Below are 23,022 nucleotides of genomic sequence, written 5' to 3' on the forward strand. Positions count from 1 at the left end.
AATGTGAGGGCGCGACGATGTTCACTACGGCGTCGAGGCTCTCCTCAGAGCTTGTCGCCCGTCCGCCGCGGCATCATGGCGCACGCGATCACCGTCAGCACCGTTATCACCACCACGGCGATGAACACCAGATGCACCGCCGCGGCCAGCGTGTCCGGCGCCGGGCTGTCGGTATCACCGATGCGAGCATTGACGATTGCGCCGAAAACCGCCACACCCACCGCGCTGCCCAGCGATCGGGCGAACATGTTCGCCGAGGTGACCACACCCCGTTCGTTCCAGTCGGCACTGGTCTGCGCGGCAATCAGCGTCGGTGTCGCGACCAGGCCCATTCCGGTTCCGATCACGAAACACGATGCGGCGACCTGCCACAGCGGGCTCTGCGCACCGATCAGCAGCGTCGAGGCCGCGCCGACGGCCGCGAGGATGCTGCCGATCAACGCGGTCGCGCGGAAACCGAGCCGTAGATATACCCGCCCGGCTTGCGAGGCCGCCAGCGGCCAGCCGAGAGTGAGCGCGCCGACCGTCAGCCCGGCCACCAGGGCACCCGTACCCAAGACTCCTTGCGCGAAGGTCGGCACGTAGGAGGTCAACCCGAGCAGCAGTGCCCCGACCATCAACGACACGGCACTGCTGGCCACCACCACCCGCCGCGTGAACAGCCACAGAGGCAGGATCGGATGTGCGGCGCGGCGCTGGACCAGCACGAACAACCCGAGCACCGCGGCACCACCGGCGAAGATCGCGATGCTCGCCGGTGACTGCCACGCCCAGGCCTGTCCGCCCTCGAGCAGTCCGAGGATCAGCGCTCCCGCACCGACCGTGAGCAGCGTGGCGCCCAGGTAGTCCACGCGCTGCTGTCGCCGCGGCGCGGTCTCGGTGAAGTTGCGCAGCAGCATCCAGCCCGCCAACGCCGAGATGGGGATATTGATCAGGAAGATCCACCGCCACCCGATGTATTCGGCGAACACACCGCCCAATAGCGGACCCGCCACCGACGATATCGCCCACACACTCGCCAGATAGCCCTGCACCTTGGCGCGTTCGGCCAGGTTGTAGAGGTCGCCTGCGATGGTCATCGTCATCGGCTGGATGGCACCAGCGCCAACGCCCTGGATCGCTCGGAAGATGATCAACCCGAGCATGCTGCCGGCCAGGCCACACAGCAGCGACCCGAGCGCGAAGACGGCGATCCCGAACAGAATCACCGGTTTACGACCCACGATGTCGGAGAGCTTGCCGTAAATCGGCACCGTCACCGCCTGCGCCAGCAAGTAGATGGAGAACAGCCACGGGAACTGGGCAAACCCGCCGAGGCTTTCGGTGATGGTGAGAACTGCGGTCGCGATGATGGTCGAGTCGAGCGCGACCAGCGAGGTGGCCAGCATCAGAGAACCGAGTACGGCGCCTCGTTCGGAACGCAGGCCTACCGCTGATTCTGCTGTGTCGGTCACCATCGGCGGCCCCTATCGTTCGTTCGAGTAACCATCTCGAACGAACGCTGCCACTGCAAGAAAATTCCGCATGGGCCCATCAGAACCGAATCTTCAGCTGGTCGGTGCGCGGGCGCGCCTGACAGCCCAGGATGTAGCCCGCCGCGATATCCTCCTCGTCGAGGATTGCGCTCGGCGGCATGTCCACCTCACCCTCGACGACGGTGCACGCGCACGAACCACATTCACCTTCCCGGCACGAATACGGCACATCGAGGCCCTTGGACAGCATGACGTCGACCAGGGTCCGGGAGCGCGGCCAGTCCATCTGGTGCACGTCACCATCCAACTCCACCGCGACACTGGCCGAATCCTCATCCTCGGCGATGTCGTCGATATCGGCGAACGGGTCGCCCGACAGCGAAGTGAACACCTCGGTGCGCACTCGCTCGCGCGGCCATCCGGCCCCGGTCAGCGCGTCGCTCACCGCGGTCATGAACGGTCCGGGACCGCAGATGAATGATTCGTACGCTCCGAACGGCTCGGCGAACGCCGCCAGCTGCGCGGGTGTCGGCAGACCCTGCAGCGTTTCCAGCCGGTGCACCACCGTCAACCGCGTCGGGTGGCGCTCCACGAGTTCGCGCAGTTCGTCAGCGAAGATCACCGAATCCTGGTCCCGGTTGGCGTAGTACAGCACGACCCGGCCTTCGCCCTCGGCCAGTGCGGAACGCAGAATCGACATCACCGGGGTGATGCCGCTGCCCGCCGCCCACAGCAGGAAATCGGTGTCGAGGGACTCCGGGGTGAACGTGCCCGACGGTGGCAGCACTTCGATCGTGTCGCCGACAGAGACGTTGTCGCACAACCAGTTCGAACCGTAGCCGCCCTGTGTGCGCTTGACGGTCACCTTCGGCGCACCGCCGGTGAAGGGCGAGCTCGCCAGCGAATAGCAGCGAGCCACCGACCCGGTCTGTTCGCTCGGTATGCGCAAGGTCAGGAACTGTCCCGGTCGGTACCGGAAGCGGTCTGTGGCGTCGGCGGGGATCGCGAATACCAGCGACCGAGCGTCGGCGGTTTCCTCGATCACCTCGGCCACACGCAGCATCACCGCACGCGAGCTGCGGGGTAGGTCAACAGTCGCCGATGTCACTTCATCCTCCTGCGGTCACGAACGTTGGCGCCGACGGCAATATTCGCCGATCCGCGCAGGTCCGAGGGGCGCCGTTCCCGATGGCCGGGACGCTGCCGAGGATGGCCCGCTCACCGGGACGCCGCATGTCACAGCGGTCAGCGCCGCCCTACCGTCACGCCGGTGAGCAGTCGATTTCCCGGGAGCACCCCATGAAACGCATGCAGGACAAGGTCGCGTTGGTCACCGGCGCAGCGAGCGGGATGGGCCGCACCCACTGCCGCAGGCTGGCCGAAGAAGGCGCCGACGTCATCGCCTTGGATCTGGCCGGATCGGCCGACGGTCTAGCCGTCACGGCAAAGGAGGTCGAGGCGCTCGGCCGCCGATGTGTCACCGGATTCGCCGATGTATGTGACCAGAAGTCGCTCGATGCCGCGGTCGCCGAAGGCGCGCAGCGGTTGGGCCGCCTCGACGTGATCGTCGCCAATGCCGGAATCTATGCCGATCTCGGCCCGTCCTGGGAGCTGACCGACGCCGCCTGGCAGCGCACACTCGACATCAATCTCACCGGTGTCTGGCACACCGTTCGTGCCGGCGCGTCCTATTTGCCGACGGGTGCGTCGATCGTCATCGTCAGCTCGACCAATGGCCTCAAGGGTGGTGCGGGTTCGGCGCACTATTCCGCCAGCAAACATGCCGTGGTCGGCCTGGCCCGCACGCTCGCCAACGAGATGGGCCCGCTGGGAATTCGGGTGAACACGGTGCATCCGGGTTCGGTCCGGACGCCCATGATTCTGAACGAGAGCGTTTTCGGGAAGCTGCGCCCGGATCTGGCGAACCCGACCGAGGAAGACGCGGCCGAGGCGCTCGCACAACGCAATCTGCTGCCCGTGCCGTGGGTCGACCCCGTCGATGTCAGCAATGCGGTGGTGTTTCTCGCATCCGACGAGTCCCGTTATGTCACGGGAACCCAGCTCGTCGTCGATGCCGGACTGACTCAGAAGGTGTGACATGGGACGAGTTTCAGGCAAGGTAGCGCTGGTCACCGGCGCGGCGCGGGGCATCGGACGCGCTCAGGCCGTACGGATGGCCGAGGAGGGCGCCGACATCATCGCGCTCGATATCTGCGCGGCGGTGGACACGGTGATCATTCCGCCGGCAACCCCGGACGATTTGGCGGAGACCGCGAGAGCCGTCGAAGCGGTCGGCGGAAAGGTCGTCACGGCGACCGTCGACGTGCGTGACGGTGAGGCGTTGCGGGCGGCGACCGATGCTGCGGTGTCCGAACTCGGCGGCCTCGACATCGTCTGCGCCACCGCGGGTATCACCTCCAGCGCACCGGCATTGGAGCTGAGCGAAGCCGCCTGGCAGACGATGCTCGACGTCAACCTCACCGGAGTCTGGCAGACCTGCAAGGCGGCCACGCCACACCTCATCGAGCGCGGCAGCGGGTCGATGATCCTCACCAGCTCGATCGCCGGACTGCGAGGCCTGGTGGGCGTCGCGCATTACACGGCCGCCAAGCACGGCGTGGTGGGCCTGATGCGTTCCCTGGCCAAGGAACTGGCACCGCATCAGGTGCGGGTCAATTCGGTGCATCCGACCAACGTCGATACGCCGATGATTCAGAACGATATGGTGCGCAGGGTATTCCGCCCCGATCGCGAACACCCGACGCGTGCGGAGTTCGCCGAAGCTGCCATGACGATGAACATGCTCTCGATCCCGTGGGTGGAGCCGATCGATATCGCCAACGCGTCGCTGTTCCTCGCCTCCGATGAGGCGCGCTACATCACCGCGGTCACCTTGCCGGTGGACGCGGGTAGCACGCAGCGGTAGCAGTTCTACCAACGACATTCGGCTCCACACCATTGGTGTGGAGCCGAATGTCGTGTGGATGCCCGATTCAGTCCTTACGCAGCAGGAATGCACGCACCGCCGACTCGAACGCATCTTTCTGCTCGATCATCGCCCAATGCCCGCAGTTGGGGAACACGTGCAACTCCGCGCGCGGAATCGTTCGCATCGGGATCAATGCCATATCCAGCGGACTCACGCGGTCGTCGCGTCCCCAGGTCAGTAGTGTCGGCGCCTTGACCTTGTGCAGCATCGCCCACGGCGGGGGAGCGTCGGATGCCTCCATGGCCCGCACCATTGCCGTGAACGCGGCCTTGCTGTACATCCGGCGGGCGCTGTCGAGGGTCTCTGGATCGGTGGCCTGGGTCCAGCGTTCCTCGATCAGCTCATCGGTGACCATCGAGGAGTCGTAGACCATCGAATGCAGCCATTCGGCGAGTCGCGCGCGGGTGGGGTTCTCGGTGAACTCCTGCAGCAGTTTGATGCCCTCACCCGGTCCAGGGCTGAAGATGTTCTTTCCGATGCCACCGATGGTGACCAGCTTGCCCACTTTGTCCGGGTGCGCGATCGCGTAGTTCAGCGCGACCCCGCCGCCCATCGAGTTACCGATGATGTCGACTCGATCCAGTCCGAGCGCATCGACGAACTCGATCACCGCCTCCAAGGCGGTGACCATCGGATGTCCGCCGAAGTCATCGCTGACCCCGAACCCGGGAAACTCCAGGATCAGACACCGAAAATTCTCCGCGAACACCCCAAGGTTCCCACGAAAGTTCCGCCACCCGGTCACGCCCGGCCCGGATCCGTGCAGAAGCAGCAGCGGGGGACCCTCACCGGCCTCGTGATAGCGCAGCACCCCGGAATCGGTACGAACCTCCCGGAGCGTGCCCTCATAGCTCAGGTCCGATGTCATCGCCCAACCTCCATCTCAGTCGTTCGCCCCCACGTTGCCATTTGCGCACGCGATCCCAGTGCCGCTGTTCCGGTGAGCGGGCACAGCCCTCGCGCCGGCGAAGAAATCAGAGGCGAACCGTGTGATCTCGCGGTAGAGATCGCCGCAGACGCCGATGCCCGCCTGTTCGGTTCGGTGCGGCTCAGACGCCGATGTGGGTGTGGAGCGCATCGATCAGCTGCTCCGGCGGCACGGTGGCCGGTCGATCGCTGACCTGTCCGTCACCGAGTTCGACGATCCGCCACTGCCCGTCGGCGCGCTGGATGAAGTCGGCGGTGACGAATGGTAGGCCGAGCCCTGCGATGAGAGGGGCTGCCGCAGAGGTATCGACTGGTGTGCCTGGCAGGTCGTTCGGCGTATCCGGGTGGGGTCCGGTGAGGTGGCAGGTGCCGTGGATCCACCAGGTGCGGACTTCGGCTGAGGTGAAGGTTTCGAATCGGCGGATGACGTAGCCGCCGGTCATATCGGTGCCGCGTAGTTCGCGGAACCTGTCGGCAATGGACCAGGCGGCGTCCTCGTCGGTCAGTTCTGGAATGAACGCGGTCTCATCCCAGTGGTGTTTCAGCGATTTCGTGTAATCGCGCAGCACCGCTGCGCCGGGGCCGAGGACTCGGCAGGCTTCGGTGAAGTCCGCCCGCTCGCCCCCGACCATCCACGACGAGCGTGGGGTCAGGTCGGCGAGATCGGCGTACCAGCCGGGCAATTCGTGGGCCCGCCGGTACTGCTCGTGACTGGTAGCGAGTGTCACGCCGCGCCGGCGCAGGGCATCGTCGAATTCCTGATACTCGGTACTCCGGAGCATCCAGCCGCGGTAGACGGCCGGCCCTTCCCCCTGGACGCGGCGCACCGCCGCATCGGCGCCGCCCGGGTGGGTGAGCGCATCATGATTCACCAGCTCGACGCCGATCCCCAGCTCACGCGCGGCCGCGGCCTCGGCCACGAAATGTTCATCGGGTCGGCCGGGGCGCAGGACAGAGCTGGGAACCAGGAGCAGCACGGGTCGCACTGTCGCATCGGCTGATGCGGGAGCTCTCCTGCTTTTCGGTGATCCGGGCACGCGTGAACGCCGGCCTCGCGTCCACCGTGAGGCCGGCGTTTTCGCGTATACCGTTGTGGCGCGTCAGGTTCTCGCAAGCGCGGCGTCACGGCGTGCTCGGGCCGAGGCGCTGCGTTCGATTCGCTCTGCCAGTTCGGCCAAGAGGTCTACCAGCAGGTTCTGGGTGAACTCGTCGGTAAGGGCGCCGTCGGTGTCGAACCGTTCGTGCGCGCGGAAGACAACGACCTCCGGCTTGGCCAGAACCTCGGCGCCGACGCTACCCAGGATTTGGCGCAGAGCCAGCTGGGCGCGCACCGCTCCCAGTGCGCCGGGTGAGGCGCCCGCCACGGCAACTGGCTTGCCTGCCATGCCCGCACCGTCGGGCATGCGGCTCATCCAGTCGATCGCGTTCTTCAACGCGGCCGGTATCGACGCGTTGTGCTCGGGTGTCGCGAGCAACAATCCGTCGGCCGCGACGATGTGGCGGTGCAGCTCGCGCACGGCGGTCGGCGGATCTTGTTCGAGGTCTTGGCTGTACAACGGCAGGTCACCGAGATCGGGGTAGATCTGAATCGTCAGTGGTCCGGGATTGAGCTTGTCGGCCGCGCGCAGTAGTGCGGTGTTGTACGAGCCGGCGCGCAGGCTGCCCGAGAGAGCGAGAACGCGGTATTCCTTTGCCGGGGTGGTCATGTGGAGCTCCTGTTCATGGATTGGCCCGCGACGAGGGCGACGAGGGCGATGGTGAATCCGGTGATCTGCCATGGGGTGAGGGCTTGGCCGAGGAAGAGGAATCCGGCCAGGGTGGCGACGAGTGGGTTTGTGGTCGACAGCAGTGATACCGAGGTGGGGGCGAGGCGCTGTACTCCGCGAAACCACAGGGTGTAGGCGAGTGCGGTTCCGATGAGCCCGACGTAGGCGAAGCCGATCAGGTTCGCGGCGGTGAAGGTCGAGGGCAGCCCTTCGACGACGAGGGTCAGCGGGGCGAGGGCGAGTCCGCCGATGGTGAGCTGCCATCCGGTCATGGTCAGCGGCGGAACCGGTGAGCCCCATTTCTTTCCGAGCACGATCGCCAGGGCCATCAACCAGACCGCGGCGAGCATCGCGGCGATGCCGATCGGGTCCGGCGCAGTGGCGGCGGTTGTCGTCATCAGTGCGACTCCGCCCGCGACCACGACGCTCGCCATCAGCATTGATCGTGGCGTGCGGGTCTTCAGGAGTGGCAGTGCCAGTGCCGCGACGATGAGCGGCTGTAGCGCTCCGAGGGTGGCGGCGATTCCGCCGGGCAGCCGGTAGGCGGCGAAGAACAGCAGCGGGAAGAACGCGCCGATATTGAGTGTCGCGAGCGCGATCGTCTTCGGCCACCACGCCCCGCTCGGCAGCGTTCGGGTGAACGCCAGGATGAGCAGCCCCGCAGGCAGCGCGCGCATGGCGCCGGCGAGCAGGGGCCGATCGGGCGGCAGCAGCAAAGTTGTCGCGACGTAGACGGTTCCGAAGCTCGCGGGTGCGATCACAGTGAGTAACAGGTCGCGCAGCGGCGCTGGTTCGCGAGTAGGTGCCCCGGGCTTCGGTTCTGCGGTGGTGACCATGTCGCGTCCTCCCCTCCAATCAGATAATCTCGACATCGAGATAAAATCAGGGAACAATGTTGATGTCAAGTCTCTCGACATCGAGATAAGGAGGAGATGTGGCGGATACCGTCGACGTGATCATGGATCTCTGGTGTCAGGAAGCGCCGGAAATCGCAGATCAGCTGTGGCCAGTGGCGATCGTGGGACGGGTGCAGCGGCTGGCGCGCATCCTCGACCGCGCGTTGAAGGATCTCTATGCCGAGCACGGCCTGGAGGTATGGGAGTTCGATGTCCTCACCACGCTGCGCCGATCCGGCCCGCCGTACGAGTTGACCCCTGGCGCTCTGCTGGAGGCGGCGATGATCACGTCGGGGACGGTCACCAACCGCATCGACCGGATGGAAGCCAAGGGCCTGGTCGAGCGGGTCCGAGATCCGCACGACCGCCGCTCGGTGCGCGTACGCCTGACCGCACACGGGGTCGAGATCGTCGACCGGGTCTTCCGCCTCCACCTCGCCAACGAGGCGCGATTGCTCCCGGACTACGAACCGGCCGAGTACCAGCGCTTCACCGACGAACTTCGGCGCCTGCTCGAGCATTTCGGCGATCGGCTCGACCGTGCCCGGGCCACGGGCACGCCTGCCGAGACGGCCTGACAGCTGCGGGAACGACCGAGCCGGCCGCGCACAGCTGCGCGACCGGCCCGGAACAGGAGACTCAGTGAGCGAACACCAGTCCTTCCTCCCCGGAGTCCGCCACCTTGCTCGGCGCGGACAGCTGGACGATCCGGCGCGGCAGCGCAGCCGCGACCACTGCGCCGATGACCGCGGCCGCGGCACCGATCAGGAACGCGATCGTGAAGCCGCGGTCGAGGTAGAACACCGCTCCCTGGGTCATTTCCGGTGGGATCGGCGCGATGTAGGAGTTGTTCATGACCGTGAAGGCGATAACCGGCAACACGGCGGGGAACACGCTCTGCGAGACACCGACGATGCTCGCCGTGCTGGCCTGCAGTTGTGGCGGTACCGCTTCGATCAGCAGGTTCGGGATGGCCGCGTAGGCCATGCCCATGCCGGTGCCGAAGATGCCCGCGAAGATGATGAGCAGCGGCTTGCTGTCGTGCACGGCGGCGGTCAGCGTGAATCCGACGGCCATCAGCAGCATGCCGCAGGTCATCAGGATGCGGGGCCGGACGTCGCCGCGGCCGACGAGCAGGCCGACGAGCACACCACCGACCACCACCATCAGGCCGACCGGGGCCTGGAAGATCGCGAAACCCTCCGCGGTGACGCCGAACCCGTAGTCGAGGCCGAGCACGGCCGGTGTCATGGCCAGCATCGGCAGCAGGATGGTGAACAGGCCGCTGGATCCGTAGCAGAGTCCGGCGCCGATCGTGGTCAGCAGCACCGGACGATTGCCGAGTACCTCGAGGTCGATCAGCGGTTCCCGGATCATCCGCGCGGTCGCCAGCCATGCCAGCAGCAGCACCACGCCACCGGCCAGGTAGGCCAGGGTCGATCCGTCGCGCCAGCCCCAGGTCGGGCCGAAGCTCACCGCGATGAGCACGCCAGCGATACCGCCACCCAGCAGGACCGCTCCGAGTAGATCGATCCGAGAACGCAGCCGCACCGGCGATTCGGAGGTGGTGAGGAAGATCAGCGCACCCAGCACTGCGAGCCCGATGACGAAGAACCAGAAGATGCTGCGGAACCCGAAGTCGTCGATCAGCCAGCCGGTGAGGAACGGCGCGGGAATCGCGATCAGGCCCATACCGCTGGTCGCGATACTCACGGCCAGTGCGATCGTCTTCGCGGGGAACACGTCCCGGATCAGCGAATAGCTCAGGAACAGGCAGGGGACCAGCAGGCCGGTCAGTGCGCGGCCCGCGATGAGGACGGCGTAGCTGCCCGCGATCGCCGAGATGAACGATCCCACCGCGGCCACGGCGACGCACCCGAGCAGGGCTTTGCGCTTGCCGTACATATCCGCCAACTTGCCGATCAGCGGCGCGGTGACGGCACCGACGAGCAGGAACGACGTCAACAGCCAGGCGCCCTGTGTGGTCTGGTAGTGCGCGGCGATCGACGGCAGTGCCGTGGAGATCATCATGTAGCTCACCGCGAGCATTTCCAGAAGCAGCACGATCGAGGCGAGCGAGAAGATCAGCCGTGGGGTCCAGCGCTGTGCGGTATCGGGTGGAGAGGTAGGAGAGACCATGAGCGGTCCTTTCGGGATGGTCCTCGCATTCGCCGATCGATTCGGAATGCGTAACCGACATCACACTTTCTCCGGGCGTGTCGCAGGACCGGGAATCCCACCCAATGGGAGACAAATATGCCTGATAGGCATGTTGCTGATGTGAAAACTATTGATGATCAGCGATTTCCTCGTGTATCACATTGTTGGAACTCGCGCTCCCAGCGCGAAACGCCAAGCCCCCGTGGACAGTGATGTCCACGGGGGCTTCGTAATGCGTGCACCCAGCCGCCGGATCCCGTTCCGCAGGGCGGCGTTACGAGATCAGCGCGGGAGTTCGGCTCAGGCGTGCGTACCTCCGTCGATACGGATCTCGGTTCCGGTGATGAACGCGCCGTCCTCGGAGACCAGCATGGCGATCACGCCGGCTACGGCGGTCGGATCACCCATTCCGGCGCCATTGGAGGTGAGCTCGGTCGGCAGCACCGGCGACAGCTTCGCGAACAACGACCAGTCCGCATCGGCCGGCACGTATCCCCCGGTAGCCTCGGTGATCCCGGACTTGATGCTGCCCGGCGCCACGCACACCGCCCGCAGCCCCTTGCCGCCGAATTCGAGTGCCAAGGCGTGGGTGAACGACTGGATGCCGCCCTTGCTCGCGGCGTAGGCCGCCATATAGGGATGGGCGAAAGCCGCTGAGGTGGAACTGAAGTTGACGATCGTCGCGCGCGGATTCGCCAGCAGTGCGGGCAACGATTCGCGAACCACGAGGAACGTTCCGGTGAGGTTCACGCCGATGATCTGGTTCCACAGATCCAAGCCGGTCTGATCGGTGTGCGAGGCGCGCAGGATGCCCGCGGCGTTCACCACCGAATCCAGGCCGCCGAGGGTCTCCACCGCGGTCCGGACGCCGTCGACGACCGACCGTTCGGTGCCGATATCCATGGTGAGAGTCGTCAGGCGGTCCGCGGTGCCGCGCTCTCCGGCGCCCTCCTGGGTCGCCGCGAGGCCGTCGGCGGACACGTCCGCGGCGACCACTACGGCTCCTTCATCGAGCAGCCGCAGGGCAGTGGCCTGCCCGATACCCGACGCCGCGCCCGTCACCAGGGTGCGGTGGCCTTCCAATCGCTTCATGAGTTCTCCTCGTCGTGTGGTGGGTCAGCCGATCCGGCCCGGAACCGGTTCGTGTCGCAGTTCGTCGGTGGCCAGCGCGCCGGCGCTGACGGCACGTTCGATCGAATCGCGTAGCGCCGCGCAGGTCGGAATCCATTTGCTGTGCTCACCGAGCGCCGCGCGGCGCGCGAATTCCGGGCACGACGACTCGGCCTCGTCGAGCCATTGCACGCTGGTGTGGCTCGGACTGAACTTCTCAACCAGGACGCGGTTACCGCATGTGCCGCACTGTATCGCCTGCATCTCGATCCTCCTTGTCAGCGTATGCCCGCGGCGTGCCGGGCGCCGACGTAGCCGAAGACCATCGCGGGGCCGATGGTGGCGCCCGCACCTGCATAGTCATTGCCCATGACGGCCGCCGAGGTATTGCCGGTGGCGTAGAGCCCCTCGATGACCGAGCCGTCGTCGCGCAACACCTGCGCGTTCGCGTTGTAGACCAGACCGCCCTTGGTGCCGAGATCGCCGATACGCACCCGCAGCGCGTAGTAGGGCGCCTTGTCCAGGACGTCCAGCGCGGGCTGCGGCAGGGTGGGGTCACCGTAGTAGGTGTCGTAGGCGCTCACACCACGGTCGAAATCGGCGTCGCGGCCGTCGCGGGCGAAATCGTTGTATCGCCGCATCGTCTCCCGCAGCGCTTCGACCGGGACCTCGATCGCGGCGGCCAGATCGTCGACGGTGCCTGCCGTGCGGATCAGACCGCTGTCCAGCCACGGCTTCGGGAACTTCTGACCGGGCATGATGCCGCCGATGGGGTAGCGGCTCTTGGCCTTGGCATCGAAGATCAGCCAGGCCGGTTCATGACCGCCGGCCAGCTGTGCGTGCACGAACGTGACGTACGGCGAGGCCTCGTTGGTGAATCGCTCGCCCGCGCGGTCGACAATGATCGAGCGCGGAATCGACCGCTCCGACACCAGCACCTGATTGATGCCGTCGGGGCGCTGGAACGACGGCATCCACCAGGCGTCGTCCATCAGATCCACCGCGGCTCCGACACGTTCCCCCGCGACGATGCCGTCACCGGTGTTGTCGGCGGAGGCGGCGCTGAAATTGTCGCGTCCGCCTTCGGGCAGGTACTGCTTGCGCATGGCCTGGTTGTATTCGAATCCGCCGGTGGCCAGCATGATGCCGTTGCGGGCGCGGATCCGGAGCTCGCGGCCCTCGCGTTCGGCGACCACGCCGATCACGGCGCCTGCTTCATCGGTGATCAGCGACCGCATCGGGGTGTCGAGCCAGAGCGGGACCCCGGCATCGCGCAGCGCCAGCCGCAACCGGGCGATGAGAGCCCGGCCCAGGGTGTCCATATGGCGGCGCAGCAGGATCGCCTTGACCGCGCGCAGTCCGGTGAGCAAGGCGGTCCAGCGTGCCTTCCAGGTGCGCGTCACCATGTTGAGCTGGACGAAGTCCTTCGACGTGATGAACAGCCCGGGCGGCGTCGCCAGTGCGGCGGGCCGGAGCAGATCTTCGTCGTCGCCGAGCTGTTTGAGATCGACCGGCAATGGTTCGATGGAGCGCCCCGCAGGCCGGCCGCCGGGCGCCTCGGGATGGTAGTCGGAATAGCCGGTGCACCACTGGAATCGCAGGTGCGGGCTGGTCTCCAGGAACTCGAGCATCCGCGGACCCTCGTCGATGAACCGGTCGAGGTTCTGCGACGGGACCCGGTCACCGACGACGGCGTCGAGGTAGGCGCGGACATCGGAGCGGGTGTCGCCGAGCCCCTCCCGCAGCAGCGTCGGATTGTTCGGCACCCAGATCCCGCCGCCCGATAGCGCGGTGCTGCCGCCGTAGACCGCCGCCTTCTCGATGACGAGGGTGTCGCCGCCGCGATCGGCGGCGGCCAGCGCGGCGGTGAGCCCGCCTGCGCCGCTACCGACGACAAGAAAGTCGACCTCGTGGTCCCAGTGTTGTTCGGCTGCAGGCACGTTCGTCTCTTTCCGCTGCACTCGGCAGGCTCAGCCGAAGCTGATGTCGTCCTGCGACCAGAATGCGCGCATGCTGGTGATCTGTGCGTTCTCGTCGAAGGTCATGACATCGATGGGTTCGATGATGATGGTCTGGTCGCCGGTGTCGGTGACCACGCGGAAACCGAATGCGGCGCTGTCGCCCGCGACGCGGACGTTGTTCAGTTCGGTGCTGACGCGCACCGAGGCCAGTGCGCTGTAGAACTTTTCGATCGCGGCCCGGCCGACGTGCGGCGGTGTGCCGACGGGATCCTCGACGGTGGCGTCCTCGGCGTACAGGGCCGCGATATCGGACGCGGACCCGTTGGCGACGGTGTCGAGATAGCGGCGAATCGCCGAGCGGATGTCATCTGGTGTGGCCATCGAGGCTCCTCCGAGTGTTCTTGGCGGTGGTGTGGCTGAACGCAACCACGTGCCGCTGCGGTCGACCGCGGCGCTTCCCGACCAGTGGGAAGCGCCGCGAATCGGATCAGTTGCCGAGCAGATCGCGCACGGCGAGATGGCTGAACAGCATCGATGCGCCGATCGGGTTGCCGCCGCCCGGGTAGACGGTGCCGCTGACGGCCGCCATGGTGTTGCCCGCCGCGTACAGGCCGGGAATCGGCTCGCCGTCGCGTCCGAGCACCCTTGCCGCGCTGTCGGTGCGCAGACCACCCTTGGTGCCGAGATCGGAGATGCCGAACGCTGCCGCATGGAAGGGGCCCTGATCGATCGAGACGAGCGGCGGTTCACCGCCGGAGAACGCGCGATCGTAGGCCTCGTCGCCGCGCCCGAAGTCCGGATCGACGCCGGTGTCGACGAAGGAGTTGAACCGCTGCACGGTCGCCACCAGCTGCTCGGCGGGCACACCGATCTTCGCGGCCAGCTCCGGGAGCGTGTCGGCGGTGTGCCACAACCCGGCGGCCACGTACTTCTCCGGCTCGACCATCGAGACGTTGGTGGCCTTGATCGGCGGCACCTCGCCCTCTTTGTCGTCGTAGATCATCCAGTAGGGGAGTGTGGCCGAACCATCGTCGAGCTTGCTGATGATGTCGCGCCCGAGCCGGTCGTAGGGTGCGGATTCGTTGACGAATCGCTCGCCGCTCTGATCGACGAAGATGCCGCCGGTGAACCACAGCGCGAACGCCGACCGGCCGTCCGGATGCGTGAGACCCGGCGACCACCAGGCCTGATCCATCAGATCGGTATCCGCTCCCGCGGCGATACCCGCCTGGTGTGCCTTACCGAGGTTGCCCCACGGACCCATGGTGTCGCGGGCCTGGCCTGGCACGCCGTAGTGCCTGCGCAGCTCGTCGTTCTGCTCGAAACCGCCCGCCGCGAGGATCACGCCCTTGCGCGCCCGGATCGCGAACGGTTGCCCGTCGCGCTCGGTGATCGCGCCGATGACAGCGCCGTCCTCGACCACCAGCTCGACCAGCGCGGTGTTGCGGTAGAGCCGGACGTCCGGGTACGACGACAGTGCGAGCAGGAACCGCCCGATCAACGCCTGACCGCCGATCAGCATGTCCGGCAGCGGCGCGCCGAGCCGATCGGTGTCGAGCGGCCCGCGCAACTGCTCACGCATCTCGCCGAGCGCCGATGCGGGCAGCGGGGTGGGCATGGTGTGGCGCTGCCCGTCGAGCCTGGCCTTGGGAGCCTTCCCGAAATAGTCCGGCCAGGGCAGCATCTCGAACGCGAAATGGTCGTCGGCCTCGAGGTATTCGATGAGGTCGCTGCCGCGGCGGACGTAGGTGTCCTGTAGCTCGCGCGGCGTCCGGTCACCGACGACGGCGTGGTAATAGGTCAGCGCGTCGTCGATGGTGTCATCGGTGCCCGCGCGGCGCAGCACCGGATTGCACGGGAACCACACGCCTCCGCCCCCGGAATACGCGGTCGTGCCGCCGAACTTGTCGGTCGCTTCGACCACCGCGACGGTCAGCCCTTCGCGGGCCGCGGTGTAGGCGCCGGCCAGGCCGCCGCCCGAACCCGCGACCAGCACGTCCACCTCGTCGTTCCAGTCCACCACTGTGTGGGCCTTCGGGTCTGCCACTGCCTGTCCTCCTGTGCTCTTGCTCACCGTCGACGCTATGTCGAACAACTGCCCGCGGTGTGCGTCTCTCCCGGTCACCGGGAACGTGTCGCCCCGGCGGTGAACGTGCCGGTCAGCGGGAGAAGACCTGCTCGAGAGGTATGCCGAGTCCTTAGCGTCGCGGGGAGAACTGGATTCCATCGAAAGGTAGGCACGTGAACGCCGAGACGCCAACGTCCGCAGAGACCGTCCCGACCAGCGTCGACGTGGTGGTCGTCGGCGCGGGTATCGCCGGGCTCTACGCACTGCACAAGTTCCGCTCGCAGGGTCTGTCCGTGCGCGTGTTCGAGGCCGCCGATGGCGTGGGCGGGGTGTGGTACTGGAACCGCTACCCCGGTGCGCGCTGCGATGTCGAGAGCGTCGACTACTCGTACTCCTTCGACGAGGCGCTGCAACAGGAATGGAACTGGAGCGAGAAGTACGCCACCCAGCCGGAGATCCTCGCCTATCTCGAGCACGTTGCCGACCGCTTCGATCTGCGCCGTGATATCGAATTCGGCGCGCGCGTCACCGACACCGTGCTCGACGAGTCGACGCTGCGCTGGCAGGTGCGTACCGATACCGGGACTGTGGTCTCGACGCGTTTCGTCGTGTTGGCGGTTGGCCCGCTGTCGAATGCGAACACCCCGGCCATCGACGGGTTGGCATCGTTCGACGGTCCGGTGCTGCACACCTCGCATTGGCCCCATGAGGGCGTCGATTTCACCGGTCAGCGGGTTGGCGTCATCGGCACGGGATCGTCGGGGATCCAAGCCATTCCATGCATTGCCGAACAGGCCGAGCAGCTGCATGTGTTCCAGCGGACCCCCAACTACAGCGTGCCCGCGGGCAACGTGCCCCTTGACGAGTCGACCCGCGCCGAGCAGAAGGCGAACTACGCCGAGCGTCGCAGGCTGTCCATGGTCAGCGGCGGTGGCTCACCGCATCTGCCGCACCCGAAATCCGCGCTCGAGGTATCCGAGCAGGAACTGCGTGAGGCCTACCAGAAGCGCTGGGAGCTCGGCGGTGTGCTGTTCAGCAAGACCTTCCCGGACCAGATGGTGACCCCCGAGGCCAACGACACCGCCCGGCTGTTCTGGGAGGAGAAGGTGCGCGCGGAGATCGACGATCCCGCGGTCGCCGAACTGCTCATCCCGAACGATCATCCGATCGGCACCAAGCGGATCTGCACCGACACGAACTACTACCAGACCTACAACCGCGACAACGTCGAGCTGGTGAACCTGCGGGCCACCCCGATCGAACGGATCGACGCCGATGGTGTGCACACCACCGACGCGCACTACCCGCTCGACGCCTTGGTGCTCGCCACCGGGTTCGACGCCATGACCGGCTCGGTGGCGCGGCTCAACATCGTCGGCCGCGACGGCCGCACCCTCAACGAGGCCTGGCAGGAAGGCCCGAAAACCTATCTCGGACTGGGTGTCGCAGGCTTCCCGAACCTGTTCAACCTGACCGGTCCCGGCAGCCCGTCAGTACTGGCGAACATGGTGCTGCATTCGGAACTGCATGTCGACTGGGTGGCCGACGCCATCGACTACCTCGACCGCAACGGTGCGAGCGCGCTGGAGGCTCGGCCCGACGCGGTGGCGGCCTGGGTGGCCGAATGCGCCGAACGCGCCGCGGGCACCCTCATGCCGACCGCGAACTCCTGGTACCTGGGTGCCAACGTGCCGGGTAAGCCGCGGGTATTCATGCCGTTCGTCGGCGGTTTCGGGGTCTATGGCGAGATCATCGCCGAGGTGGCCGCCGCCGAGTACAAGGGCTTCGAGGTCATCGCGGACTGACCGATAAAACGAAACGGGTGGTTGTACCGGTCCTGCCGGAACAACCACCCGTTTCGTTTCTGTGGACTCAGTCGGTGAAACCGCCGAAGGCGCCCTTGAAGAACAGCAGCGGCCGTCCGCCCTCGTCGGCGGCCAGCTCGGTGACGCGGGCGAGCGCGATCGTATGGTCGCCCGCCTCGTGCTCGAATTCGAGCGAGGCCTCGATATGGGCCAGCGCTCCGGTGATCGCCGGCGCACCGTTATTGCCGTGCGTCCAGTCGATGCCCGCGAATTTGTCGCCGCCGCTGACCGCGAACTGGCGGCAGATCTCGCGCTGGTCGTGGGCGAGCACACTGATGCACAGCGAACCGGCCGACCGCAGCAGCGGCCAGCTGGTGGAGCTCTTGGCGGGGCAGAACGACACGAACGGCGGATCCAGCGACACCGACACCACCGACTGACAGGTGAAGCCGAGCGGTCGCGTGCCGTCGTGCGCGGCGATCACCGCGACACCGGTGGCGAAGTGCCCGAGCACCTTGCGTAAAGCGGCCGGCCCTGGGCAGCCCGGTTCGATGACGATGTTGTCTGCACTCATACGTGGGGTCCTCCCGAAGATCTGTCGAACTCCAGCATCGAGTGTGCCGGGTGCTGTCTCAATGCGACGTCCCGGTGAGCGGTAGTTCGGCGGGGACGGGTGATTTGCCTGGTTGCTAGCATTTGCCGGTGGCATCAAGTGAACCGGAAATCGGCCTGGTCAATCTTCCCCCGACCAGTTGGGCCGTGCTCGCCATGCTCTCCTATGAGGAAGAGATCTCGGGCTACGACCTGAAGAAGTGGGCCGATTGGAGTATCCGGTACTTCTACTGGAGCCCCTCGCACAGCCAGATCTACTCGGAGCTGAAGAAACTCGAGCGGCACGGATACGCGACCTCACGGGTCGACAGCGACAACGCCATGCGTGGACGCAGGCTGTATCGGATCACCGACGAGGGCCGCGCTGCGGTCACCCTCTGGTGCAATGAAGCGCCGGTCGACAAGCCGGTGCTGAAGCATCACGTGATGCTGCGGATCATGTTCGGGCACCTGAGTTCCCCGGACCGGCTCAAAGAGATCCTGCGCGACCACATCGACGACATCGATCGGCTGCGCAAGCGTGCCGCCATCGATTCCGCCGCGGCCAAAGCCGAACCCGGCTGGGCATACTCGCAGATCGTGCTGCAGTGGGCCGAGCGGCATTACGCGGCCGAACGCGATCTCGCCCAGGAATTGATCGATGAGATCGACGCGGCCGACTCGATTCTGGTGAAGGCCGAGCACGACGACAAGTCGGAGTACCCGCATCCGACGCCCGGCCGCTGGCGTGAAGTCGAGCAGCGGGTCCAGGAAGCCGACGCGGGGCTCGAGGAAGCCGAAGGCTAGCGCACACAGCTCGGCCACCGGTCCGGATGTGTCGGGCATCCGAAGCCGGTGGCCGAGGGCCGCGCGGTATCAACCGCGAGTCCGGAACTAGACGTACTCCAGCGGCCGGGGTGCGGCGGCGGGGGTGCGCAACGCCGGACCACCACGCAGCGGGCGCGACTGCTGCAGCGTCGGATGCACCCGCGACATCCCATCCTCGATATTGCGCCAGATGCCAAGCGCGGTGGTGCGCACCGGCGCGGTGAGGCGGTAGTCGAAGTTCATCCGATCCACCGGGCCGCACACCGAGACCGCCGCGACGGCCTCGCCGATATTGCCGATGGGCGCGGCGACGCATCCGAAGCCGGGCAGTGACTCCTCGCGCTCATGGGCGATGCCATGGGCCCGGACCTTGTCCAGTTCGGTACGCAGCTGCGTCCTGTTGGCGATGGAGAACTTGGTGCTGCGGCTGAGCAGGCCAGAGCCGAGCGCGGAAATACGCTCCTCGTCGGAGTAGGCGAGGATCGCCTTGCCCACGCCGGTACAGTGCGCGGGCCTGCGGGCGCCGACCCGGGTGGGCACCGCCGCCGCCATGCGGCCGCCGATCTTCTCCAGGTAGACCACATCGGGCCCATCGAGGACGGCCAGGTGCACCACGAAGCCGGTGGCGCGGTAGAGCTCGTGCAGGAACGGCATCGCCGCGCGATGCAGCCGGTCCTGGTGCACGGCGAGCGAGCCCAGTTCCACCAGGCGGATACCCAGCTCGTAGTCGCGGCCCTCGCGGCGCAGCCAGCGCAATTGCACCAGCCGTTCGAGCATGCGATGCGCCGAGGACCGGGGTAGCCCGGTCCTGCGCACTATCTGGGCGAGGGTGAGCCTGCCCGGTCCGTCGAAGGCGTCGAGGACCAGCGAGACGCGGTCCAGTACGGCGCTCGGGGTAGCGGCGTCGGCCTGTGTATTCATGTGGCCCTCCCTGCGGGTCTACGAGCTGATGCCCAACGGGATATTTCTATTAGGCATATGACTATTCATACCATGACCCTGTGGTCGCTGTCACATGAATTTGGAGGTGTGATGTAAATCACAACGACCCCGGGGTTTCAGCCGTGGTGACTGAAACCCCGGGGTCGGGGAGGGGAGAGGTGTTGTGACTACATCGCGGCCAGCGGCTCGCTACCGGACCAGTCGTGGCCCCAGTAGCTGTCCGCCGTGATTTCCTCTGCGGTGTAGTACTTTTCGTCGACGCGCATGCCCTCGGTGCCGAATTCGATATCCCAGCCGCCGGGCGCGCGGACGTAGAACGAGACCATCTTGTCGTTGGTGTGGCGGCCCAGCGTCGACGAGACGGAGAAACCGTCCTTGACGACCCGGTCCAGCGCCTGACCGACCGTGTCGAGCGAATCGACCTCCACCATGATGTGCACCAGGCCGGGCGCACCACCGTGCGGTGCAGGGCACAGCGCCAGGCTGTGATGACGCTCGTTGACACCCATGAACCGGACGCGCATCGGGCCGAACTCCGGCGGTGCCGGGATCCGGAACGCGCCACGCGGCAGGAACCCGAGTACCTCGGTGTAGAACTCGAACGCGCCGTTGGGGTCCATGGTCGGCAGCACGACGTGGCCGAGGCCCTGCGCGCCGGTGACGAACTTCGCGCCGAACGGCGTCACCACCGGGCTGTGGTCGAGCACGGCGCCGTGGAAGATTTCGAGCGTGGCTCCGGTCGGATCCTCGAAGGTGATGACCTCCTCGACCCGACGCGCGTCGGCCTCCTCGACCGAGAGCGGCTTGACCGCGATACCTGCCGCGGTCACCGCCTCCTGCACCCGCACCAGGGCGGCGTGGTCACGCACCTCCCAGCCGATGGTCACGACTTCGTCGGACTCACCCGGTACGACGACCATGCGTGCGGCACGCTCGTCCATCCGCAGGTAGAGCGCGTTCTCGTCCGGCCCGCTGCCCTCGGCGAAGCCAAGCACCTCGAAGGCGAACTTGCGCCAGCGGTCCATGTCGTTGGTCTGGACCTTGACGTAGCCCAGACCCTTGATATCAGTCATTGCTGTTGTCCTTCTCGGTATTCGAAATCAGATCATCGAGCGCAGGTGCTGCGGCGGCTCCACACCGAGCGAGCCGAGCGCCGCGGCGTGGAACACCGTGCTCGGCACATGGATCGCATGGTTGAGGCCCGCGTGCGCATCGCGCCAGAACCGCTGCAGCGGCTTGTCCATCCGCAGGGCATTACCGCCGGAGCGGGCGAAAATCTGGTCGACGGCCATCACCGCGCGCCATGCCGCCCGCACCTGCGTGCGTCGTCCGGCGGCACGATCGGCGAAGGAGACCTCCTTGCCGGCATCGACCAGGTCCCACATCTTGTCGACATTGGCCAGCAGCTCCTGACGGGCGGCGTTGATATCAGCCGCGGCCTCGCTGATCGCGAACAACACGTACGGGTCGTCCTTGATCGCGGTGCCCTGGGCGCCGACCCGATCGCGCTGGTAGTCCAGATGCGCGGCCAGCGCGCCCTCGGCGATACCGATCACCGCGGAGGTGATGCCGAGCGGGAACATGTTCGACCAAGGCATCTTGTACAGCGTCTCGGTGACGCCGTACTCCTTCTGTGCGGTGCCGTCGATGACGTGATCACCGTTCATCACCCGGTAGGACGGCACGAACGCGTCCTTGACGATGATGTCCTTGGAGCCGGTGCCCTTGAGCCCCACCACATTCCACGAGTCCTCGACGATCTCGTAGTCGCTGCGCGGCAGGATCATGTGCAGCATGGTCGGCGGGGTGGCGATATTGCCGTCGGTGTCGCCGAGCATGGCGCCGAGGAAGATCCAGTCACAGTGGTCGGTGCCGGAGCTGAACTGCCAGCGGCCGTTGAAGATGTAGCCGCCGTCCACCGGGCGGGCAATGCCGGTCGGCGCGTACGGCGAGGCCATCCAGGTGTCGTTGTCGGTGCCCCACACCTCTTCCTGCACCTTCGGGTCGGCGAAGGCCAGCTGCCACGGGTGCACACCGACGATGCCGCAGATCCAGCCGGTGGCCGGGTCCAGCGAGGCGGCCGCCATGACTGTTTCGGCGAAGTCCCTCGGGTGTGCTTCGAAACCGCCGTACTTCTTGGGCTGCAGCAGCTTGATCGGGCCGGCCGACTTCAGCATCTTGGCGGTCTCGTCGGGCAGGCGGCCGAGGCGCTCGGCCTCGGGGGACTGCTCGCGCAGCTGATCGGCGATGGCCGTGATGTTGTCGAGAACCTTGTTCATCGGGGCTGTGTTCCTGTCGTATGCGCGAACGGATTAGGTGGTGATGACGGCGCCACGGGCGATGTTGTCGGCCACTTCGGCCTCCCAGCTCGTGACGGCGCGCTCGGTATCGATCTCGAACTCGAACCGCTTGGTCATGTCTTCGGTGATGTCCTCGACGTCGACGTAGAACTGCTTGTACCAGCGGCGCAGCTGATACACCGGGCCGTCTTCCTCTGACAGCAGCGGATTGTCGATGGGGGCCTTGTTCTTCCAGATCTCGATGTCCTGCTCGAAGCCGACCTCGACACCCTGGGCGAACTGCGCGGCCATCGCATTGGCGGCCTCATCGGACATACCCTGCGGCTTCTTCACCATCGCGCCGTACTGCAGCACGAACGAGTTCTCGGTGACGGGGTAGTGGCAGTTGATCAGGATCGTCTCGATCGTCATGCCCTGGGCCTCGCTCCACAGCCAGTCGATCATGTACGACGGGCCGAAATACGAAGCGTCCGAACGCAAGGTCGAGTTCGGGTCGTCGTAGTTGGTGCCGACCTCGATGTCCTGGCGCGGCGTCGAGCGCATGTACTGGGTGGCGACATGGCCTTCGAAGACGTTCTTGAAATAACGCGGGAAGGCGTAGTGCACGTAGAAGAAGTGCGCCATGTCCACGACATTGTCGACGATCTCGCGGCAGTGTGAGCCCTCGATCAGCATCGAGTTCCAGGTCCAGTCGGTCCACTCCGAACTGCCGTACCCCTCGATCTCGGGGATGGTCACCTCATCGGTGGGCTTGCTGCCCTGCGGGTCGTGCCAGACATAGAGCTGGCCGTTGCGCTCGAGCGTCGGCCAGGACCGGGTCTTGGCCAGCGGAGGGACGCGGCGCGCGTACGGGATGCCGGTGCAGCGGCCGTTGCCGCCCCAACGCCAATCGTGGAACGGGCAGGCGATCGAATCGCCCTTGACGCTGCCGTGGGCGAGGTTGCCGCCCATATGCCTGCAGAACGCGTCGAGCACATTGAGCTTTCCGTCCGATTCGGACTGGAACACCACCAGCGTCGTGCCGAAGGCCTTGACCTCGTGTGGTTTGCCGTCCTGGAAGGACTTCAGCAGACCGAGGCAGTGCCAGCCGCGGGCGAACCGGGTGGGCGCCGCCGCGGCTTCGATCGTCCTGAATTCGTCCGCGCTCTGGGCTGAGCCGTTCGGTGATAGACCCGGCATCGAAACCTCCATGTTCCACCGGATG

At 66.4% G+C, this 23,022-nt stretch carries 22 protein-coding genes; 5 read left to right on the forward strand and 17 right to left on the reverse strand.

Annotated features, from left to right (window positions below):
• Positions 1–44: 44 nt before the first annotated feature.
• Both GV792_RS15560 and GV792_RS15565 read right to left on the reverse strand, forming a co-directional pair.
• Entirely contained in the window at positions 45–1,457 is a 1,413-nt protein-coding gene (locus GV792_RS15560; protein ID WP_163824817.1) for an MDR family MFS transporter, read from the reverse strand.
• Positions 1,458–1,533: 76 nt separating this feature from the next.
• Positions 1,534–2,538 (reverse strand): ferredoxin--NADP reductase, encoded by a 1,005-nt coding sequence (locus GV792_RS15565; RefSeq protein ID WP_163824862.1) that lies wholly within the window; start codon positions 2,536–2,538, stop codon positions 1,534–1,536.
• Positions 2,539–2,774: 236 nt separating this feature from the next.
• Between GV792_RS15565 and GV792_RS15570 the strand changes: the two genes are divergently transcribed.
• Together GV792_RS15570 and GV792_RS15575 are read left to right on the forward strand one after the other, a co-directional pair.
• Positions 2,775–3,572 (forward strand): mycofactocin-coupled SDR family oxidoreductase, encoded by a 798-nt coding sequence (locus GV792_RS15570; RefSeq protein WP_163824818.1) that lies wholly within the window; start codon positions 2,775–2,777, stop codon positions 3,570–3,572.
• A gap of 1 nt (position 3,573) precedes the next feature.
• Complete coding sequence (locus GV792_RS15575; protein ID WP_163824819.1) at positions 3,574–4,401, forward strand: mycofactocin-coupled SDR family oxidoreductase; 828 nt, start codon at positions 3,574–3,576, stop codon at positions 4,399–4,401.
• 67 nt (positions 4,402–4,468) lie between these two features.
• Here the strand turns inward: GV792_RS15575 and GV792_RS15580 are convergent, their stop codons facing one another.
• From GV792_RS15580 to GV792_RS15595, 4 genes are all read right to left on the reverse strand, one after another.
• Positions 4,469–5,332: an alpha/beta fold hydrolase gene (locus GV792_RS15580; RefSeq protein WP_163824820.1), complete on the reverse strand. Its 864-nt coding sequence runs from the start codon at positions 5,330–5,332 to the stop codon at positions 4,469–4,471.
• Between the two features lie 181 nt (positions 5,333–5,513).
• Positions 5,514–6,368: an ATP-grasp domain-containing protein gene (locus GV792_RS15585; RefSeq protein WP_163824821.1), complete on the reverse strand. Its 855-nt coding sequence runs from the start codon at positions 6,366–6,368 to the stop codon at positions 5,514–5,516.
• A 123-nt stretch (positions 6,369–6,491) separates the two neighbouring features.
• Complete coding sequence (locus GV792_RS15590; protein WP_163824822.1) at positions 6,492–7,097, reverse strand: NADPH-dependent FMN reductase; 606 nt, start codon at positions 7,095–7,097, stop codon at positions 6,492–6,494.
• Complete coding sequence (locus GV792_RS15595; RefSeq protein WP_163824823.1) at positions 7,094–7,993, reverse strand: EamA family transporter; 900 nt, start codon at positions 7,991–7,993, stop codon at positions 7,094–7,096. Before GV792_RS15595 ends, GV792_RS15590 begins: the two co-directional genes overlap by 4 nt.
• A gap of 98 nt (positions 7,994–8,091) precedes the next feature.
• On the opposite strand from GV792_RS15595, the gene GV792_RS15600 reads away from it, so the two are divergent.
• Complete coding sequence (locus GV792_RS15600; RefSeq protein WP_163824824.1) at positions 8,092–8,631, forward strand: MarR family winged helix-turn-helix transcriptional regulator; 540 nt, start codon at positions 8,092–8,094, stop codon at positions 8,629–8,631.
• Between the two features lie 61 nt (positions 8,632–8,692).
• On the opposite strand, the gene GV792_RS15605 is transcribed toward GV792_RS15600, so the two are convergent.
• From GV792_RS15605 to GV792_RS15630, 6 genes are all read right to left on the reverse strand, one after another.
• A complete protein-coding gene (locus GV792_RS15605; RefSeq protein ID WP_163824825.1) occupies positions 8,693–10,192 on the reverse strand; it encodes an MFS transporter in 1,500 nt (499 codons plus the stop codon).
• Positions 10,193–10,513: 321 nt separating this feature from the next.
• Positions 10,514–11,305 carry an SDR family NAD(P)-dependent oxidoreductase gene (locus GV792_RS15610; RefSeq protein WP_163824826.1) on the reverse strand — a complete coding sequence of 264 codons (792 nt, stop codon included), beginning with the start codon at positions 11,303–11,305 and terminating at the stop codon, positions 10,514–10,516.
• Between the two features lie 24 nt (positions 11,306–11,329).
• Positions 11,330–11,587, reverse strand: coding sequence for a hypothetical protein (locus tag GV792_RS15615; RefSeq protein WP_163824827.1), 258 nt, complete (start codon positions 11,585–11,587; stop codon positions 11,330–11,332).
• 14 nt (positions 11,588–11,601) lie between these two features.
• Positions 11,602–13,263: an FAD-binding protein gene (locus GV792_RS15620; protein ID WP_163824828.1), complete on the reverse strand. Its 1,662-nt coding sequence runs from the start codon at positions 13,261–13,263 to the stop codon at positions 11,602–11,604.
• Positions 13,264–13,293: 30 nt separating this feature from the next.
• Positions 13,294–13,665, reverse strand: coding sequence for a nuclear transport factor 2 family protein (locus tag GV792_RS15625; RefSeq protein ID WP_163824829.1), 372 nt, complete (start codon positions 13,663–13,665; stop codon positions 13,294–13,296).
• Positions 13,666–13,771: 106 nt separating this feature from the next.
• Positions 13,772–15,307 (reverse strand): FAD-binding protein, encoded by a 1,536-nt coding sequence (locus tag GV792_RS15630; RefSeq protein ID WP_163824863.1) that lies wholly within the window; start codon positions 15,305–15,307, stop codon positions 13,772–13,774.
• Between the two features lie 218 nt (positions 15,308–15,525).
• Here GV792_RS15630 and GV792_RS15635 point away from each other — a divergent pair, with 218 nt between their 5' ends.
• A complete protein-coding gene (locus GV792_RS15635) occupies positions 15,526–17,157 on the forward strand; it encodes a flavin-containing monooxygenase (RefSeq protein WP_163824830.1) in 1,632 nt (543 codons plus the stop codon).
• A gap of 67 nt (positions 17,158–17,224) precedes the next feature.
• Here the strand turns inward: GV792_RS15635 and GV792_RS15640 are convergent, their stop codons facing one another.
• Positions 17,225–17,731, reverse strand: coding sequence for a flavin reductase family protein (locus tag GV792_RS15640; RefSeq protein WP_163824831.1), 507 nt, complete (start codon positions 17,729–17,731; stop codon positions 17,225–17,227).
• Positions 17,732–17,925: 194 nt separating this feature from the next.
• On the opposite strand from GV792_RS15640, the gene GV792_RS15645 reads away from it, so the two are divergent.
• Positions 17,926–18,555: a PadR family transcriptional regulator gene (locus GV792_RS15645; protein ID WP_256668651.1), complete on the forward strand. Its 630-nt coding sequence runs from the start codon at positions 17,926–17,928 to the stop codon at positions 18,553–18,555.
• 87 nt (positions 18,556–18,642) lie between these two features.
• Here the strand turns inward: GV792_RS15645 and GV792_RS15650 are convergent, their stop codons facing one another.
• From GV792_RS15650 to GV792_RS15665, 4 genes are all read right to left on the reverse strand, one after another.
• Positions 18,643–19,497, reverse strand: coding sequence for an IclR family transcriptional regulator (locus GV792_RS15650; RefSeq protein ID WP_163824832.1), 855 nt, complete (start codon positions 19,495–19,497; stop codon positions 18,643–18,645).
• Between the two features lie 188 nt (positions 19,498–19,685).
• Entirely contained in the window at positions 19,686–20,591 is a 906-nt protein-coding gene (bphC, locus tag GV792_RS15655) for a biphenyl-2,3-diol 1,2-dioxygenase (protein WP_163824833.1), read from the reverse strand.
• Between the two features lie 27 nt (positions 20,592–20,618).
• Positions 20,619–21,797 (reverse strand): acyl-CoA dehydrogenase family protein, encoded by a 1,179-nt coding sequence (locus GV792_RS15660; RefSeq protein WP_163824834.1) that lies wholly within the window; start codon positions 21,795–21,797, stop codon positions 20,619–20,621.
• Between the two features lie 33 nt (positions 21,798–21,830).
• On the reverse strand, positions 21,831–22,997 hold the full coding sequence (locus GV792_RS15665) for a Rieske 2Fe-2S domain-containing protein (RefSeq protein WP_256668650.1): 1,167 nt from the start codon (positions 22,995–22,997) through the stop codon (positions 21,831–21,833).
• Positions 22,998–23,022: the final 25 nt, after the last annotated feature.

It is taken from the genome of Nocardia cyriacigeorgica, from assembly GCF_010868145.1.
GTDB classification, from domain to species: domain Bacteria; phylum Actinomycetota; class Actinomycetes; order Mycobacteriales; family Mycobacteriaceae; genus Nocardia; species Nocardia cyriacigeorgica_D.

What these genes read in the sequence shown, in the direction of transcription:
- GV792_RS15660 (WP_163824834.1), bottom strand. Translation starts at nt 21,797, where the DNA reads ATGAACAAGGTTCTCGACAACATCACGGCCATCGCCGATCAGCTGCGC.
- GV792_RS15665 (WP_256668650.1), bottom strand. Translation starts at nt 22,997, where the DNA reads ATGCCGGGTCTATCACCGAACGGCTCAGCCCAGAGCGCGGACGAATTC.
- GV792_RS15565 (WP_163824862.1), bottom strand. Translation starts at nt 2,538, where the DNA reads ATGCTGCGTGTGGCCGAGGTGATCGAGGAAACCGCCGACGCTCGGTCG.
- GV792_RS15640 (WP_163824831.1), bottom strand. Translation starts at nt 17,731, where the DNA reads ATGAGTGCAGACAACATCGTCATCGAACCGGGCTGCCCAGGGCCGGCC.
- GV792_RS15610 (WP_163824826.1), bottom strand. Translation starts at nt 11,305, where the DNA reads ATGAAGCGATTGGAAGGCCACCGCACCCTGGTGACGGGCGCGGCGTCG.
- GV792_RS15580 (WP_163824820.1), bottom strand. Translation starts at nt 5,332, where the DNA reads ATGACATCGGACCTGAGCTATGAGGGCACGCTCCGGGAGGTTCGTACC.
- GV792_RS15645 (WP_256668651.1), top strand. Translation starts at nt 17,926, where the DNA reads ATGCTCTCCTATGAGGAAGAGATCTCGGGCTACGACCTGAAGAAGTGG.
- GV792_RS15595 (WP_163824823.1), bottom strand. Translation starts at nt 7,993, where the DNA reads ATGGTCACCACCGCAGAACCGAAGCCCGGGGCACCTACTCGCGAACCA.
- GV792_RS15605 (WP_163824825.1), bottom strand. Translation starts at nt 10,192, where the DNA reads ATGGTCTCTCCTACCTCTCCACCCGATACCGCACAGCGCTGGACCCCA.
- GV792_RS15590 (WP_163824822.1), bottom strand. Translation starts at nt 7,097, where the DNA reads ATGACCACCCCGGCAAAGGAATACCGCGTTCTCGCTCTCTCGGGCAGC.
- GV792_RS15650 (WP_163824832.1), bottom strand. Translation starts at nt 19,497, where the DNA reads ATGAATACACAGGCCGACGCCGCTACCCCGAGCGCCGTACTGGACCGC.
- GV792_RS15570 (WP_163824818.1), top strand. Translation starts at nt 2,775, where the DNA reads ATGAAACGCATGCAGGACAAGGTCGCGTTGGTCACCGGCGCAGCGAGC.
- GV792_RS15625 (WP_163824829.1), bottom strand. Translation starts at nt 13,665, where the DNA reads ATGGCCACACCAGATGACATCCGCTCGGCGATTCGCCGCTATCTCGAC.
- GV792_RS15575 (WP_163824819.1), top strand. Translation starts at nt 3,574, where the DNA reads ATGGGACGAGTTTCAGGCAAGGTAGCGCTGGTCACCGGCGCGGCGCGG.
- bphC (WP_163824833.1), bottom strand. Translation starts at nt 20,591, where the DNA reads ATGACTGATATCAAGGGTCTGGGCTACGTCAAGGTCCAGACCAACGAC.
- GV792_RS15615 (WP_163824827.1), bottom strand. Translation starts at nt 11,587, where the DNA reads ATGCAGGCGATACAGTGCGGCACATGCGGTAACCGCGTCCTGGTTGAG.
- GV792_RS15560 (WP_163824817.1), bottom strand. Translation starts at nt 1,457, where the DNA reads ATGGTGACCGACACAGCAGAATCAGCGGTAGGCCTGCGTTCCGAACGA.